The 15492-nt window shown below is 69.0% G+C and carries 14 protein-coding genes; 12 read left to right on the top strand and 2 right to left on the bottom strand.

From position 1 onward, the window contains the following. The first annotated feature begins 91 nt into the window (after positions 1–91). The 8 genes from OG607_RS00190 to OG607_RS00155 all read left to right on the top strand — a co-directional run bounded on the left by OG607_RS00190 (position 92) and on the right by OG607_RS00155 (position 9343). Positions 92–742: a transposase gene (locus tag OG607_RS00190; RefSeq protein ID WP_405717129.1), complete on the top strand. Its 651-nt coding sequence runs from the start codon at positions 92–94 to the stop codon at positions 740–742. A 98-nt stretch (positions 743–840) separates the two neighbouring features. Further along, the gene (locus OG607_RS00185) at positions 841–1542 is read left to right on the top strand and encodes a transposase (protein ID WP_405717127.1); all 702 of its coding nucleotides are present in this window, start codon (positions 841–843) and stop codon (positions 1540–1542) included. A 367-nt stretch (positions 1543–1909) separates the two neighbouring features. Continuing rightward, the gene (locus tag OG607_RS00180) at positions 1910–3319 is read left to right on the top strand and encodes a formylglycine-generating enzyme family protein (RefSeq protein ID WP_405717125.1); all 1410 of its coding nucleotides are present in this window, start codon (positions 1910–1912) and stop codon (positions 3317–3319) included. Further along, positions 3316–4095, top strand: coding sequence for a phytanoyl-CoA dioxygenase family protein (locus OG607_RS00175; protein WP_405717122.1), 780 nt, complete (start codon positions 3316–3318; stop codon positions 4093–4095). Before OG607_RS00180 ends, OG607_RS00175 begins: the two co-directional genes overlap by 4 nt. Further along, entirely contained in the window at positions 4092–5507 is a 1416-nt protein-coding gene (locus OG607_RS00170) for a formylglycine-generating enzyme family protein (RefSeq protein WP_405717120.1), read from the top strand. Before OG607_RS00175 ends, OG607_RS00170 begins: the two co-directional genes overlap by 4 nt. Before the next feature lie 4 nt (positions 5508–5511). Continuing rightward, positions 5512–6786 (top strand): MFS transporter, encoded by a 1275-nt coding sequence (locus OG607_RS00165; protein ID WP_405717117.1) that lies wholly within the window; start codon positions 5512–5514, stop codon positions 6784–6786. 158 nt (positions 6787–6944) lie between these two features. Further along, entirely contained in the window at positions 6945–7442 is a 498-nt protein-coding gene (locus tag OG607_RS00160; RefSeq protein ID WP_405717114.1) for a pyridoxamine 5'-phosphate oxidase family protein, read from the top strand. 149 nt (positions 7443–7591) lie between these two features. Then, positions 7592–9343: an FAD-dependent monooxygenase gene (locus tag OG607_RS00155; RefSeq protein ID WP_405717111.1), complete on the top strand. Its 1752-nt coding sequence runs from the start codon at positions 7592–7594 to the stop codon at positions 9341–9343. Positions 9344–9548: 205 nt separating this feature from the next. On the opposite strand, the gene hemG is transcribed toward OG607_RS00155, so the two are convergent. Then, positions 9549–11030, bottom strand: coding sequence for a protoporphyrinogen oxidase (gene hemG / locus OG607_RS00150; protein ID WP_405717108.1), 1482 nt, complete (start codon positions 11028–11030; stop codon positions 9549–9551). Between the two features lie 353 nt (positions 11031–11383). On the opposite strand from hemG, the gene OG607_RS00145 reads away from it, so the two are divergent. Beyond that, positions 11384–12112: an SDR family oxidoreductase gene (locus OG607_RS00145; protein ID WP_405717106.1), complete on the top strand. Its 729-nt coding sequence runs from the start codon at positions 11384–11386 to the stop codon at positions 12110–12112. A 104-nt stretch (positions 12113–12216) separates the two neighbouring features. Beyond that, positions 12217–13095, top strand: a complete 879-nt coding sequence (locus tag OG607_RS00140) for an NmrA/HSCARG family protein (protein ID WP_405717104.1) — start codon at positions 12217–12219, stop codon at positions 13093–13095. A gap of 31 nt (positions 13096–13126) precedes the next feature. Here the strand turns inward: OG607_RS00140 and OG607_RS00135 are convergent, their stop codons facing one another. Further along, a complete protein-coding gene (locus OG607_RS00135; protein WP_405717101.1) occupies positions 13127–13744 on the bottom strand; it encodes a DsbA family protein in 618 nt (205 codons plus the stop codon). A gap of 221 nt (positions 13745–13965) precedes the next feature. Between OG607_RS00135 and OG607_RS00130 the strand changes: the two genes are divergently transcribed. Next, a complete protein-coding gene (locus tag OG607_RS00130) occupies positions 13966–14994 on the top strand; it encodes a methyltransferase (RefSeq protein WP_405717098.1) in 1029 nt (342 codons plus the stop codon). 60 nt (positions 14995–15054) lie between these two features. Beyond that, positions 15055–15486 carry a carboxymuconolactone decarboxylase family protein gene (locus OG607_RS00125; protein WP_405717096.1) on the top strand — a complete coding sequence of 144 codons (432 nt, stop codon included), beginning with the start codon at positions 15055–15057 and terminating at the stop codon, positions 15484–15486. Positions 15487–15492 lie beyond the last annotated feature (6 nt).

Below are 15492 nucleotides of genomic sequence, written 5' to 3'. Positions count from 1 at the left end.
TTTGCCCGGTGTTCGCGGTTGCAGCGGTGACCAAGACCGTGATGCCGGCGGCCACGAAGGCCGCGGGCCCGCGAGGTCGCACAGCGCGCCCATGACGAGGATGGACACCGCCACGCCCGAGGGCAGCAGCGTGGCCCGCAGCGCCACCACCGGCAAGAGCTCCCCGTCGGATGCCGCGGCTCGGGCGACGACGTCGCGTACGCCACCGAGGTCGCCGAACACCTGGGCGTACCGCCATCAGCTCCTCGGCCTGCGCCCCGAGGGCTTCCCCTGGATCAAGGTCAACGGGCGTGAGCTGACCGGGACCACGGTCCTCGACCTGGACGCCTCGGTGATACCGGCCCACAGCGACAAGGAAGGCGCCGAGGCGAACTTCAAGGGCTACGGCCACCACCCGCTGCTGATGTTCTGCGACAACACCGAGGAACTCCTGGTCAACCGGCTGCGTCCGGGATCGGCCGGCTCCAACACCGCGGACGACCACATCGAGGGAGTATCGAGGGTCTGCGGCAGCTGCCCACCCGACGGCGCCGCCGCGTCCTGTTCCGCACCGACGGTGCGGGCGCCACCAAGGAGTTCCTCACCTGGATCACCCGCGGCGGCGGCAACACCCACATCTGCTAGGAGTACTCCGTCGGACACACCCGGGACGAGGACTTCTGGACAGCCCTGGCCAAGGTCCCCGCGAAGGCATGGACATCGGCCCTGGACGCCGACCCTGTTGCCCATTCGCTCAGCGTGACCGTGCGGACCGATGCGCTCAGTCCTGTCGGCTGCGGGATCGACATGAAACGGACGCGCGGAATCAGATGCGCGACGCGCCCGGTGACTCGGCGTCGAATGGGCAACAGGGCCGAGGCCAAGGGCAAACCGCGCAAGGACGCGGACCTCGCCGAGATCACCGGCATGCTCGACCTGACCGGCTGGCCCGACGGGATGCGGGTGATCGTGCGCCGCGAGCCGATCCACCCCAAGTACGCACGCGAGCTCAAGCCGCACGAGAAGAAGACCGGCTACCACTACCAGGCCATCGCCACCAACACCGAGGGCGGACAGCTTCAGTTCCTCGACGCCCGGGCCCGCTCGCACACTCACGTCGAGGCCGGCATCCACCGGAGCAAGGCCCTCTCGCTGAACCTGATGCCCTCCAAGAGCTTCGCGATCAACCAGGCCCGGTGCACCCTCCTTGCCCTGGCCATCGACCTCGCCCGCTGGTTCCAACTCCTCGCCGTCCAAGGGAAACTCGCCCGCGCCGAACCCGCCACCCTGCGCAACCGGCTCCTCGACGCTCCCGCGAAACTCACCGCACACGCCCGCCGACGCGAACTCAAACTCGACCCCGACCGGCCCGCCACCGCTCACGTCCCTCCATGCCTGGAACGCGGTCCAGGCCCTGACCGACCCCGACTGACCGCCTCCCGATCGCCCCAAGATCCGGAAGGAGGAGACCCGCAGGACCCCCGGCCCGTGGAAGCCGACGACCACCCGCGACGACACACCTCAACGCCCGGCAGACCACCTCGGGCCGGCGCGCGCACGTGAATGATCGAGGCCAGGATGGTGGCGCCTGAACCTGCCGTTCAACTGTCGAATTCGCGCAGTTGAACAAGGTGGATCGGCTCGATCAACCACGCGAAAAATCCGTGAACTTGACAGAGCGGAGCGCTCAACGGGAACGTTAATGTCCTCGGTTATCGATACATCCCGAGGAGGTGAAAAAGATGAAGACGCTTCGCCAGTGGAACGCTCTGCGCTCGCAGCGCAAGGGTGGTGTCCGTCCGGCCGGTACGCACTTCAAGTGGGCTGCCTGATCGGTCAATCTCTTTTCCTGTGGAGGGTCATATGGCCCTCCACAGGAGGGGTTCCGGGCCGTAGAAATCTATGACCATGGTAATCGAGGTGGAATCCAGTGCATCGATGGAGTTATGAGTGCTTTGCCGTCGACCAGAAGACCTTGAGTGGGCTTGTGGATCGTTTTATGGCCCCCGAGTCAGGGCGGAAATTGCGCGATCCGTTGACCGATGGGGAACGCGCCGAACTGCGTGAGGAGATCGCGGGACTGCGGCATCCCAGGGTCATTGACGAACTCTGTGCGCTGGCGGCGACTCACCCTGGTGCGGATGTCCGCTTGTCGGTGCTTGAGGGGGTCGAGCCGTTCCTGGCCACTCATCCCGCGACGCGGGAGTTCTTGGTCTGGCTGCTCGGCGATGACGAGGACTTCGTCGTGTTCTCTGCCGCGAAGATCGCCGGCCGGCATGGCATCGGCGAGGCCTATGACGAACTGGTGCACATCACCGGACCGGCCGAGGCCGGTTTGTTCCGCAGCACCAAACCGGTAGGCATCGGCGCCGCCATCGTGGCCAAGGCGATGGACCAGATACTGGGTGCCGAGGATCGTGCGGCCCGCCTGGAACTCGAGCGGGAGCACGCTGAGACCGGGAAGCTGCCGCGGGGAACCGCACTGGGTGAGCACTGGGACTACGACCCGGAGAACCTGCCACGTCCTGTCCCCGACGGCATGGTGCGCATCCCGGCGTCGGAGTTCGTCGTCGGAATTGGCATGAACGACGTCGTTCATCCGCTGTATGACGTGGATGACGCGGTCCCCAGGCAGCGACGCTACTTGCCCGAGTTCCTCATCGACCGGTACCCGGTGACCAATCGGCAGTACGACGAGTGGGCACAGAGCCCAGCGGCCGCCGAGCACGACCTCTGCCACCCCGATGAGCCTGAGGACAAAGATCACCGCCGCGGGATCGTCGGGGATACCCGGTTCGGCCCCGACCACCCCGCGACCGGTGTCGACTGGTTCGACGCCCATGCCTACCTCGCTCACCTCGGCAAAAGGCTGCCGACCGAGCTGGAGTGGGAAAAGGCGGCACGGGGCGAGAGCGGATCTTTCTATCCATGGGGTGACGATTTCGACCCGGACGCCTTGCGGTGGTTCGGCGCGTCGTTCGGTGTGCCGCAGAGCCTGGAACACTGGCGCGACACCCTGAGCACCTTCGACGAGAAGACTCCCGAGGTCACCACGGTCCCGGTCGGTTCCCACCCCAAGAACGTCAGTTGTTACGGGGTCGCGGATCTGGTCGGAAACTGCTGGGAGTGGACGGACACCAACTTCTTCACCCGCGACCGGATGAAGCCGATGATCTCCGGTCGGCCCCGTACCGAGTGGGCGACGGCCGAGGAGACCTCGGTGGTCATCCGTGGCGGTGCGTGGACCTCTATGCGGGAGCAGGTCACGACGTTCTTCCGAGGCAAGGATCTCTTCACGGACCGGCATAACGAGATCGGATTCAGAGGAGTGATCCGGTGAGTGCGACGCAGCGCGTTCCGCGGTTCCGGTACGACGGAACGGTGACGGAGGAACAACGCGCCTTCTACGAGCAGTACGGGTTCGTGATCTACCGGGGTGTGTTCGACGCGCAGGACGTCGAGGTCATCCAACGCGATGCCGAGCGGCTGGAACGCGACACGCTCGACGGGAAAGTACCGGCCGAGCATCGCGATCGGGTGATCAAGCCGTCGTACGACGAGAAGGGCCGGGCGACCCTGCACCGGCTGCCCTATTTCACGCTGCACAGTGCGCACACTCGAGAGCTGATCGAACGACGGAAGCTGGATGCACTCGGCCCCGGTCTGCTTGGACGGCCGACGTGGCGGTTCGAGGACGCCATCGACGGAGCCGTGTGGCAGATGAAACGGGGCAAGCGAAGCTCGTACAGCGCGTTGGACTGGCACCTCGACTTTCCGCACGATCTCCCGGTGACACCGCTGGTGAACGTGGGCATCTACCTCGATGCCGCCACCATGCGCAACGGCTGCCTGGTGCTCGTGCCCGGATCCCACCGGTATCCGCCACGGCGGCTGGAGGCCGTGAGTCTTCCGCTCGAAGCCGAGGCGGGTGACGTCATTTGCCACACCTACAACATCCTCCACCGTTCTGGGCCGGTGCTGGACGACACCAGCCGGGCGACGCTGTACGTGTACTACTCCGCGGGGCAGAAGCCCTCGGCGGGCACGGAGTACAGCCACCGGGCGGGCGAGGATTTCGCGAAAATGATCACCGGAGCGGAGGTCGGCGCGCGATGACCACGACCGAGCAGTTCTCCCTCGAGCCTGTCACCCCGGAAGTTCCGTTCGAGGTCATGCGGATCGCCGGCTGGACCGAGGGGACGGCGCAGGAGCGCGACGCCCTGCTCCGCGGCTATCTGCGCACACTGGAGCGGTTCACCGACCCCCAACTGCTCGGGGAGTATCTGGCAGTCGGCCTGCTGCACGAAACGCCCGAGATACGTCGGCAAACCCTGGCGGCCGCCGTACGGCTCTGCCCGGACGTGGCGGCCGAGGCCATCGGGTGGGCGCTGGCCGACCCGGACGAGACCGTGCGGGGGCCCGCACTCGCGTCCCTGGCCGGGAATCCGTCCCTCCTGTCGGCAGGCGGCTCATCGGCACTCGACGCCCTGCTGGCCGTGCTCGGCCGGTCGCCGGAGCAGATCGCCGCGGGCGTCGGCAACTATGTGACGGTGGCGGACGCGCACGCACTTGCCTCGGCACAAACGCTGCTCGCCGATACGGCACTGGCCGACGTGGTCCTGGGCGATCTGCCTGTCCCGCTGTCGGCCGACCGGTTGCCCAGTCGGCTCTCCCGGGGCGGGATGCGGCACATCCCGTCCGGACGGCTGTGTCGCGGGACGCACCCCGGCCAGGAACGCTCCTGGGGTGACCCGGCCGAGCCGACGGTGGGTGAGGTCGTTGTGGAGGGCTTCTACTTGGACACCTGTCCGGTCACCAATGACGAGTACGACGAGTTCGTCGCCGATGTCGGTGTGCGGGGCCACCTGTGGTGCCATCCGGACGAGCCGAGGAACACCGATCACACACGCTCCACCGTCGACGATCCGCGCTGTGCCGGCGATCACCCGGTGACCGGGGTCAGTTGGTACGACGCGGTGGCCTACGCCGACTGGTGCGGCAAGCGGCTGCCCACCGAGGACGAATGGGAGCGGGCCGCGCGGGGGGACAACCATCGTCGTTACCCCTGGGGTGCGCAGTTCCGGCCGGATCTGGTGCGGGGCCTGCACTCGGTCCTCGCGTGGGACGGTACGAGCGACCTGGACCGCCGGGCGTGGCTGCATCGGCTCGCGGACCTGCACATCGGAGAACTGTCCGCGCTGACCGGCCCGGTGAATGACCTGCCGGGCAACGAGTCCCCGTTCGGGGTCCGGGACATGTGCGGCAATGTATGGGAGTGGACGTCTTCCCGGTTCCTGGACGGCCTCCCGATCGAGCCGCGCTTCGGCACGATGGATCCGGGCGACCTGTGGGGTGAGTGGTCGGCCGAGGTCAGTGTGCGCGGCGGGGCGTGGAGCTCTCCTCCCGCGCTGCTCACCGCGGTGAGCCGGGCAGGAAAGACGTTGGTGACCCGAAGCCCGGAGATCGGGTTCCGCTGTGCGGTGAGCGAGTCCGAGGCGCGGAGGCATAACCAAAATGCAGCGAATTGAGCGGATGCTGCCCAAGAGCTACACCCGCTGTCTCGCCAACCCGGACTTCCGTCGGCTGCAGCCCGGCTTCTTGGTCTCCTTCCTCGGCGACGGCATGAGCTTCGTCGGTGTGACGTGGCTGGCCATCGAACTTGCCGCCCCGGCCGACCGGTCCATGGTGGTAGCGCTGGCCGTCGCTGCATACAGCCTCCCTGCCGTGATCGGCTCGCTCACGCTGGGACGCTGGCTGAGCGGACGCAACGCCAGGAGCCTGATCCTGGCGAACTCGCTCCTGCGCGGGGCCGTGTTCGCACTGATCCCGGCGCTGTACTGGATGGGGCTGCTGGACGCCCCGACCTACATCGTCCTGCTCGCGTTCTCCTCGGTCCTGCATGTCTGGGGGACCGCCGGTCGGCAGACGTTCGTCGCCGAGACCCTGCCGGCACAGGACCGCCTGGCCGGTCACTCGCTGGTGGGCAGCCAGGAGCAGTTGTCGTACATCGCTGGACCACCGCTGGCCGGTCTGGTGTCGGCAGCCTTCGGGCCGGCCGCGGTGCTGGCCGGTGACGCGGTCAGCTATCTGTACCTTGCCCGCGTGACGGCCCGGGTGCGCGGCGACAGCACGGTCGGCAGCCGTCCCGCGATCCCGTTGCGGCGCAGCGGCAGGACCCTCGCCCGCCACCGGGACTTGATGGGCCTGCTCGCGCTCACGTTCGTGTTCTACCTGCTGTACGGGCCGATCGAGGTGGCGGTCCCGATTTTCGTGGTGGAGCGGATGGGCGCAGATCCCACCGTGCTGGGGTGGATCTGGGGTGCGTTCGGTATCGGCGCAGTGATCGGGGCGCTGCTTGCTGGATCGCTGCGGCGGCTACCGCTGTGGCCGACCGTGCTGGCCATCGTGGCTGGTTGGGGGCTGGCGATCCTCCCCTTCGCACAGTTCGGCACGCTCGCCGCGGGAATCGCGGGCTTCGGCCTCGGCGGGCTGATCTACGCGCCGTACGGGCCGGTGACGATCACTTTGTTGCAGCGGAAGGCGCCCGTCGAGGAGCTGGTGAGCCTCAGTGCCTTCCGCAGCGCGATCCTGGTGATCGCGACTCCGCTGGGCGCGGTGCTCGGCGGGCTCCTGGTCGGCGCGTTCGGGGCAGCGGGCACGATTCGCATTTCCGGCCTGGCCACCGTCGGCCTCGCTGTCCTGGGCGTGATCTTGATCCTGCTGGTACCGCCGCACCGACACCGCGGGGCGCCGGAGGAACCCCAGGAACCCCAGGTGTCCGACCGACGGCACGTCGATCAGGCCTGAGCGGCCGTTGGTGTGCCTGCGTACCACGGTGAGCGACCTCGCACGGTTCACCCGCCCTTGAGTCGGGAGCACGACAAACCCATATCAGGTTGCGAGGTCAGCGCACGGCGCCGTGACCTCGGCATCGTCATTCTCGGCGCCGGAGACAAGGACCTGTGATGAAACTCGGGCATGACGAGATGCGAAGCCGGTTCGAGCGGGCGCGGGCCGTCCGGGTGGCCACGCTCGACGAGCGCGGATGTGCCCATGTGGTGCCGGTCATTTTCGTGGTTGACGGTGACGTCTTCTACTCACCGACCGACAAGCCGAAAGGCCGAAATCCCCGGCCCAAGCGGCTGCGCAACCTGGACCACGATCAGCGGGTCACGATCCTGGCCGACTGCTACGACGAGGACTGGCTCAAGGCATGGTGGGTACGGCTGCGCGGCACCGGCCGGGTGGTCGGCGAGAGCCCTGAGCGCACGCATGCGCTCGGCCTGCTGGATCGCAAGTACGGGCAGTTCGATGGTCCCCGGTACCTCAAGGACGGCGGACCGGTGCTGGCGGTTGACGTCAAGGACTGGCTCGGCTGGGCGTACAGCGATCGTTCCGCACAGGCTGCGGACGTCGGCCGTCGGCGGCCGTGGCGTGACCGGTTGCGTCGGCGCTCGGGGTGACCCGGCGTGTTTCCGGTGCTCGCTGAGTCAGCGTCCGCTGCGATGTCGCCGTCGGCGACATCGCGGATTCCACCCGTGCTTGACCGGAGCTGAAGGGGGACTTGCCAGGCTGCCTGAGCGAGGCATCCGTCGTTTCTGGAAGGGCGAACATGGAAGCAATCGAAGTTCCGGTCCTGATCGTGGGTGGCGGCGGATGTGGTCTGTCCGCCTCTGTTTTCCTGTCCGACCAGGGCGTCGATCATCTGCTGGTGGAGCGGCACGCGGACACGTCGAGGGTGCCGAAGGCGCACTACCTCAATCAGCGCACGATGGAGATCTTCCGCCAGCACGGGATCCGCGATGACGTCCTCGCGGAGGCGGCGCCGCTGGACAAGTTCGGCAAGGTGCGCTGGGCGACCACGTTCGCTGGTGACGGGCCGCTGGACGCTCGCCAGATCCATGAGATGGACGCCTTCGGCGGTGGCGAACTGACGGAGCGCTACGGGGCGGCCGGGCCGGAACTGCCCTCGAAGCTGCCGCAGATGTGGCTGGAGCCGATCCTGCGTCGTCACGCGGAGCAGCGCAGTCCGGGGCGGATCCTCTTCGGCCACGAGGTGATCGACTTCTCCGACGAGGGCGACCACGTCGTCGCCGAGGTGCGCAACGTCGAGACCGGCGAGGTCATCACGGTCAAGGCGCAGTACCTCCTCGGCGCCGATGGCGGCCGCTTCGTCGGCTCCAAGGTCGGCATCGAGATGCAAGGCCCGCCCGGCAACGTCAACACGACGACCGTGTACTTCTCCGCGGACCTGTCGCAGTGGTGGGAGGAGGGCACGCTCATCACGCACTACCTCAGCCCGGAGGACCCCGACCTCTCCGTCAACCTCATCGAGATGGGTCCGAGCTGGGGCAAGGCCTGCGAGCAGTGGGGCCTGCACATGGCCCCCGGCCCGGCCGGCCGCTGGGACAACGAGACGGTCGTCGACCGCATCCGTGAAGTGCTGAAGGTGCCGGATCTGGAAGTGACCGTGCACAAGATCACGGACTGGATCGTGAACGCGATCCTCGCCGACAAGTACCGGGTCGGCCGGGTGCTGATCGCGGGCGACGCCGCGCACAAGCAGCCGCCCGCCGTGGGCCTCGGCCTCAACACCGGCATCCAGGACGCGCACAACATCGCCTGGAAGCTGGCCGCGGTACTGACCGGCAGCGCGCCCGAGAGCCTGATCGACACCTACGAGTCCGAGCGCCGGCCCGTAGGCCGCGAGAACGTCGACTGGGCGGTCTCCGCCGCTCAGCACCACCAGGTGGTCATCGACGCCATCGGCGGCGGCCACAACATCCCGGCGGGGCGCCGCGGGCAGCGTCTGGCGGCGTACTTCGACCCGTCCCCGCTCGGCGACACCGTGCGGGCGCGGGCCCTGGAGATATTCGACACCCACCGCGGCGGCTGCCAGTCGTTCGAGATGGAGATCGGCTTCGCCTACGAGGAGGGCGCGGTCATCCCCGACGGCACCGAGCGCCCGGCCCGCGTCCCCATGCGCGACGAGCACACGCCGACGTCGCGCCCCGGCCACCGGCTGCCGCACGCCTGGATCACCCGGGACGGCGAGCGCCTGTCCACCCTCGACCTGACGGGCAGGACCGGCTTCACGCTGATCACCGGCCCGGAGGGGACGGCGTGGAGCGAGGCGGCCGCGCGCGTGGCGGCGAAGTTCTCCGTCCGGATCAACGCGGTTCGCATCGGCGACGGCGCCGAGTACGCCGACGTGGACGGCGGTTGGGAGGCCGTCCGGCAGATCACCGGTGGCGGCGCGCTCCTGATCCGTCCCGACCAGCACGTGGCCTGGCGCAGCACCGGCGCCGGCGAGGACGCGGAGCAGGCGCTGACGGAGGTCTTCGCCACGATCCTGGACCGCTGATGCGGTCAGGGATCCGATCGGAGATCCGATCCCTGACCGGATCTTCTGGGTTCCGCGACGAAGACCGCCCGTTCCGCGACGCGGAACGGGCGGGACGAGAAGGGGCCGTGCCCGGGCACGGCCCCTTCCGTGCGCCCGTAAGCCGGCGCACTCATGCCGATTCCACCGGAGTGACCACTTCGGGGTCACTCCAGTGGAATCGGGCTCACACTCCGGCTGCGACCGGGGCGGCGGCCGCCGCCTTCTTCACGACGGGGAGGATCTGGTCGACGGCCCTGCGCGAGGTCATCATGCAGACACCGACGCCCACGCCGTCGTACACCGCACCGCACACCGCGAGTCCGGGCTGGGTCGCCACGGTCTCTCGGATCCGCCGCACCCGGTCCACGTGGCCGACGGTGTACTGCGGCAGGGCGCTCTCCCAGCGGCTCACGCGGGACGCCACCGGGACACCGGTCACGCCGGTGGCCTCGGCGAGCTCGGCCGTCGCCAGCGCGACCAGGTCGGCGTCGTCGAACTGGAGCAGGCGATCCTCGCCGAACCGTCCGAGCGAGCAGCGCACGATCTCCACCTCGCCCGCCAGGTGCGGCCACTTCACCGTGGTGAACGTGACCTCCTTGACGGCCTTCCCCTCCTCCGCCGGCACCCGGTAGCCGGCGTAGCCGCGGCCCGAGAGCCCATTGGGGAACGCCGTGCGCGGGTAGGCGAGCGTCACCATGGCCACGCTGGAGTACGGCACCTCGGAGAGCGCCGAGACAGCGGAGGACGTACCCGGGACCCCGGCGAGCAGGCTGCCCGTCGGGCCGGCCGGGGTGGCGATGATGACCGCGTCGGCGTCGATGACCTCCGAGCCGGTGGCCGACCCCACGGTCACCTGCCAGCGGTCACCCTTGCGCGTCAGGTCCCGGACGGGGGTCCCGGTGCGCAGGGCCGTGTCCGGCGCGGCGTCCAGCACCTGCTGGACGATCGCCGCGGGCAGCGTGCCGAAGCCGCCCTCGAGGGTGGCGACGCTCACCGGCGGGGGCTTCTCGCCCTCCTGCAGGGGCGGCACCAGCGAGCCGGCCGCGTCCGCGAGCGAGATGTGATCGCGGGACGCCCTCGCCAGCGGGGTCAGGGTGGCTTCGAACGAGAGGTCCGAGGCACGCCCGGCGAACACACCGGCGAGGAACGGCTCGACGAGGCGGTCCACGACCTCCTGGCCGAACCGCCCGCCGACGAAGGACGCGACCGAGATGTCGCCATTCAGGTCGAACGAGGGCAGCACGAGGTCCTGCTGCGCCCGCTCCAGGCCCTCGGCGGACAGCACCCCGGACCGGGCGAGGCCGTCGATGTCACAGGGCACACCCATGAACTGACGGTCGGGCTGGTGCCTGATCGTGCCCCCGGTCCAGATCGCCGACGCGGTGACGGGGCCCGCCGACATAATCTGCTCGCCGAGTCCCGCCTCCTTGATCAGGCCGGTGGTCTTCCTGCGGTTGGCGTACAGCGACTCGGCGCCCTCGTCGACCGCGACTCCTGCCACGTCGGAGACCAGCAGCTTTCCGCCCAGCCGGGTCGAGGCCTCGAGGAGCGTCACGCGCACCGGCTCGTTCCGCAGGTGGAACGCCGCCGCCAGTCCCGAGATCCCGCCACCGACGATGACCACGTGGGGCTTGCCGCTCGCCCGAGCCTGTTCGCTCCCAGTCATTCCACCAGCTCCTTCATGGTTACGGTGTCGTAAGGCCCGTACGGTCGGCGCCGAGACAGGCCGTGGGCAGTCTGGCCGAGCGCCCCGGACCCCGGGTGGAGGGCGCCTTGAAGGCGGGCCGGTCTTTCGCGATTGCTCGCCGGTCGGCTGTTCGACCGCGGGCTTTCGGCGTTTGAACAGGGTCGTTCGACGGCAACATCGGAGGTGCCCGGGCATTTGCGTTTCGTACCGTGAACGTATTAATTCATTGCTTAAAAACCGGGCGCACGATGTTCCGCTCGCCGCCTCCGCGTATCCGGCGAAGTGGCGTTCCGGAGGCAGTGGAACCTGGACCCCTCACGAAAGGGAAAAACGTGCCGTTCGAGAAGGTCGCGCTCATCACGGGCGCCAACAAGGGCATCGGATTCGCCATTGCGCGGCAACTCGGCGAGCAGCGGATCACCGTTCTCATCGGCGCCCGGGACGAGGTGCTCGGCAAGCAGGCCGCCGACGCGCTGGCAGACGAAGGCGTCACGGCCGTGCCGCTCCGGCTCGACGTGACGGACCCGGCCTCCGTGGGGGAGGCGGCCCGCGAGATCGAGCGGCGGTTCGGGCGCCTGGACATCCTGGTGAACAACGCCGGCATCGCGGGCGGCTTCACCGGGACGCCCAGTGAGGCGACCGCCGTCGACCTGCGGGAGGTCTTCGAGACCAATGTGTTCGGGGTGGTCACCGTGACCCACACGATGCTGCCGCTGCTGCGCCGTTCCCCTGCCGGCCGCATCGTCAACCTGTCCAGTCACGTGGGCTCGCTGACCCTGGCCTCGGCTCCGAGCGGTCCTCTGGCGGGCCTCAGCATGATCGCCTACCAGTCCTCGAAGACCGCCCTGAACGCGGTGACGCTCGCGTACGCGAAGGAGCTGCGGGAGACCCCGATCAAGGTCAACGCGGCGCTCCCCGGAGTGGTGGCGACCGACATCAACCACAACCGCGGGTTCCGGTCCCCCGCCGAGGGCGCGGAGATCGCCGTCCGGCTCGCCACGCTGGACGAGGCCGGCCCGTCGGGCCAGTGCCTGTCCGACGACGGCCCCGTTCCGTGGTAGCGCGCAACGTCACCATCCCGCGAAGGACCTCGGCCGTTCGCGGCCATCACACCTGACAGCCGGGCCGGACGAGGCCTGACGGGCACACGACATGGAGGCAGACAGTGGCGGTTGCAGAGACGATCCTGGTGACGGGCGGCACCGGCCGGCAGGGCGGGGCGGTCGCCCGCGACCTGCTGCGGCGCGGTTTCTCCGTGCGCGCCCTGGTCCGCGACCCGCAGAAGGCGCAGGCGCGGGCGCTGGAGGAGGCGGGCGCGGTCCTCGTCCGCGGTGACATGGACGACGAGGCGTCGCTGGCGGCGGCGACGGAGGGTGTGTACGGGGTCTTCAGCGTGCAGACCTTCCGCGGCCCCGGCGGCGTCGAGGCCGAGATCCGCCAGGGCAAGGCGGTGGCCGACGCCGCGGTGCGGGCCGGGGTGAAGCACTTCGTCTACAGCTCGGTCGGCGGTGCGGACCGGGACACCCGCGTCCCGCACTTCGAGAGCAAGCTGGTGGGCGAGCAGTACCTGGCGACGCTCGACCTGCCGGCCACGGTGCTGCGGCCGTCGATGTTCCACGACATCCTCCTCGACATCGCCCCGCGCGCGAGGCAGGGCGAGCTCGTCCTGGCCATGTGGCTCGACCCCGGGACCTCGGTGCAGGTCATGGCGACGAGCGACATCGGCGCCTTCGCCGCGGACGCCTTCGAGAACCCGCAGGAATGGATCGGCCGGACGGTCGACATCGCCAGCGACGAGCTGACCGGGCCGCAGATGGCCGCGGCGTTCGAGGCCGTCTCCGGCATCCCGACCCGCTTCCAGCAGCTGCCCATCGAGCCGCTGCGCGCGGGTCGCCCGGACCTGGCCAACATGTTCGACTGGTTCGAGCGTGACGGTTTCCAGGCCGACCTGACCGAACTGCGCAAGAACAGGCCGAACCTGGTCTCCGTGGAGGCGTGGCTGAAGGACAACTGGACCGCCCCGGCGGTCGCGGCCCGCGGCTGACGCCCGGGCCGGCCGTGGTGGACGCCGGGGCTCAGACGAAGATCGGGTTCCGGGTCCGGGTGCGCTTGAGCTCGAAGAACCCGTCGGTCCCGGCCACCGCGAGCACGCCGTCCCAGAGCTTCACCGCGGCCTCCCCCCGCGGTGTGGGCGTCACCACGGGTCCGAAGAAGGCCACGTCCCCCACGGCGACGACGGGGGTGCCCACATCGGTGCCGACGCGGGCGATGCCGTCGTGGTGCGAAGCACACACCGCGCTGTCGAACGCGTCGGACCCGGCCGCGTCGGCCAGCGCGGGATCGAGGCCCGATGCGGCCAGGGCCGCCTCGTAAGTGGCCCGCTCCCTGGGCGCCTTCCCGAGGTGGAACCGGGTGCCGAGTTCGGTGTAGAGCCGGCGCAGCGCCCCGGGTCCGTACGTGTGCTCGGCGGCGGCGCAGACCCGTACCGGCTCCATTCGCAGGGCCAGGTCACGGTGCCAGCGCTCGTCCAGGTCCGCGCGCCCCTCGTTGAGCAGCGTCAGGCTCATGATGTGCCAGCGGATCTCCAGGGGCCGTCGCTCCGCGACCTCAAGGACCCACCGGGATGTCATCCACGCCCAGGGGCAGGTCGGGTCGAACCAGAAATCCACCGGGGTCGGGGTGTCGTGGGCCAACGTCGGCCTCCTCAAGGCGATTGCGAGTTCGCGGTCGGCACAGCCTGACAAGCGGGGTCGGATTCCCGGTCGAGTGTTAGTGGAGGTGGGCTCCGTTCAAACGCGAGAATTCCCCGGTTGAACATGCTTGTCAATAGTGTGAGAAACTTGGTCGGTTGCGGCGGAGAGAAGCGTCGAATTATCGTCCGGAATCCGAGAAAAGACACTCTGAGGGGAAAGCGATGTCCGCTTCGGCCGAGGTCCGCGACCAGTCGGATTCTTACGCGCTGCTCGAATTGATTCAGGGTGCCGTCATCACCCAGGCGATCTCCGTCGCAGCCCGGCTCGGCATCGCCGACGTGCTCGCCGACGCGCCGCTGTCCGCCGAGGACATCGCACTGCGGGTCGAAGCCGACCCGCGGGCGACCCACCGGATCCTGCGCGCGCTGTCCGGCCACGGAGTCTTCGCGGTCCGTCCGGACGGGCGGTACGAGAACACGGCGCTGTCCGGCAAGCTCCGCGAGGACGCCCAGGACTCGATGCGGAAGTTCGCCCAGCTGATGAGCCACCCCCTGCTGCACGAGGAGTGGGGTCACCTGCTCACCACCGTGCAGACCGGCGAGGCCAACCTGCCCAAGCTGCGCGGCATGAGCACGCTGGACTTCTTCCACGCGAACCACGCCTACGCCGCCGCGTTCTTCCAGGCGTTCGGCAAGGTCTCGGAGTCGGAGACCGACCCGGTCCTGGCCGCCTACGACTTCTCCCGGTTCCGCACCGTCGTGGACGTCATCGGCGGCCGCGGCTACCTCCTGGCGGGGGTCCTCCAGCAGGCGCCGAACGCCAGGGGCGTGCTGTACGACTTCGAGATCGCGACCGTGGACTCGGCCTCGCTCTTCGAGGAGGCCGGCGTCGCGGACCGCTGCACCGTCGAGCACGGCGGCTACCTCGGCAAGCTGCCGAAGGGCGGTGATGCGTACCTGTTCAAGCGCATCATCCACAACTTCTCCGAGGAGGACGCCCTGACCGCCCTGCGCAACGCACGCGAGGCGATCGGCCCCGACGGCAAGCTGCTCTGCATCGAGTACCTGCTCCCCGAGAACAACGAGCGCCACATCGGCCACACCATCGACCTCTGGCTGATGCTGATGATCGGTTCCCAGGACCGCACCCTCGCGCAGTACACCGAGCTGTTCGGCAGGGCGGGCTTCAAGATCGCCAGGGTGATCCCCACCGCGTCACCGATCTCGATCATCGAGGCGATCCCGGTCTGACGGCCCTGTCCGACGTCCTCTCACCTTCCAGCGCACCGCTATCACACAGGAGAACTCCCGATGGCTCAACGGATGGGCAACCCCTCCCTGGTCGTTCCCGGCGCCCTGCAGCCCCTGCTCGACCTGTCCGAGGTCATCGGCAAGGTCGGCGTGCCGCAGTCGACCCTCGACTTCATCCGGCTGCGCGTCGCCGCGCTCAACGGCCGGGTCTACACCTTCCCGGCCGAGCCCGCGGACAAGCGCCTGTCCCTGGTGGACACGTGGCGGACCGAGCCCTCCTTCACCGACGCCGAGCGCGCCGCCCTGGAGCTGGCCGAGGCCGTCACCCTGCAGACCGACGCCCGGAGCGCGCCGTCGGACGAGGTCTGGGCGGACTCCTCCAAGCACTACACCGACGTGCAGCTCGGAGCCCTGGTCATGCACATCAGTCTGGTCAACTTCTGGAACAGGGTGAACGTCGCCACCCACCAGGACGACGCGGTCTGGCGCTGAGGAAGA

It is taken from the genome of Streptomyces sp. NBC_01537, assembly GCF_045040445.1.
In the GTDB taxonomy this organism is placed as follows: Bacteria; Actinomycetota; Actinomycetes; order Streptomycetales; family Streptomycetaceae; genus Actinacidiphila.
This window is presented reverse-complemented; position numbering and strand designations above follow the sequence as displayed.

Excerpts from the sequence above, each read along its gene's own strand:
- OG607_RS00130 (WP_405717098.1), top strand. The coding sequence starts at position 13,966 with ATGTCCGCTTCGGCCGAGGTCCGCGACCAGTCGGATTCTTACGCGCTG.
- OG607_RS00160 (WP_405717114.1), top strand. The coding sequence starts at position 6,945 with ATGAAACTCGGGCATGACGAGATGCGAAGCCGGTTCGAGCGGGCGCGG.
- OG607_RS00155 (WP_405717111.1), top strand. The coding sequence starts at position 7,592 with ATGGAAGCAATCGAAGTTCCGGTCCTGATCGTGGGTGGCGGCGGATGT.
- OG607_RS00165 (WP_405717117.1), top strand. The coding sequence starts at position 5,512 with ATGCTGCCCAAGAGCTACACCCGCTGTCTCGCCAACCCGGACTTCCGT.
- OG607_RS00185 (WP_405717127.1), top strand. The coding sequence starts at position 841 with ATGGGCAACAGGGCCGAGGCCAAGGGCAAACCGCGCAAGGACGCGGAC.
- hemG (WP_405717108.1), bottom strand. The coding sequence starts at position 11,030 with ATGACTGGGAGCGAACAGGCTCGGGCGAGCGGCAAGCCCCACGTGGTC.
- OG607_RS00170 (WP_405717120.1), top strand. The coding sequence starts at position 4,092 with ATGACCACGACCGAGCAGTTCTCCCTCGAGCCTGTCACCCCGGAAGTT.
- OG607_RS00190 (WP_405717129.1), top strand. The coding sequence starts at position 92 with ATGACGAGGATGGACACCGCCACGCCCGAGGGCAGCAGCGTGGCCCGC.
- OG607_RS00125 (WP_405717096.1), top strand. The coding sequence starts at position 15,055 with ATGGCTCAACGGATGGGCAACCCCTCCCTGGTCGTTCCCGGCGCCCTG.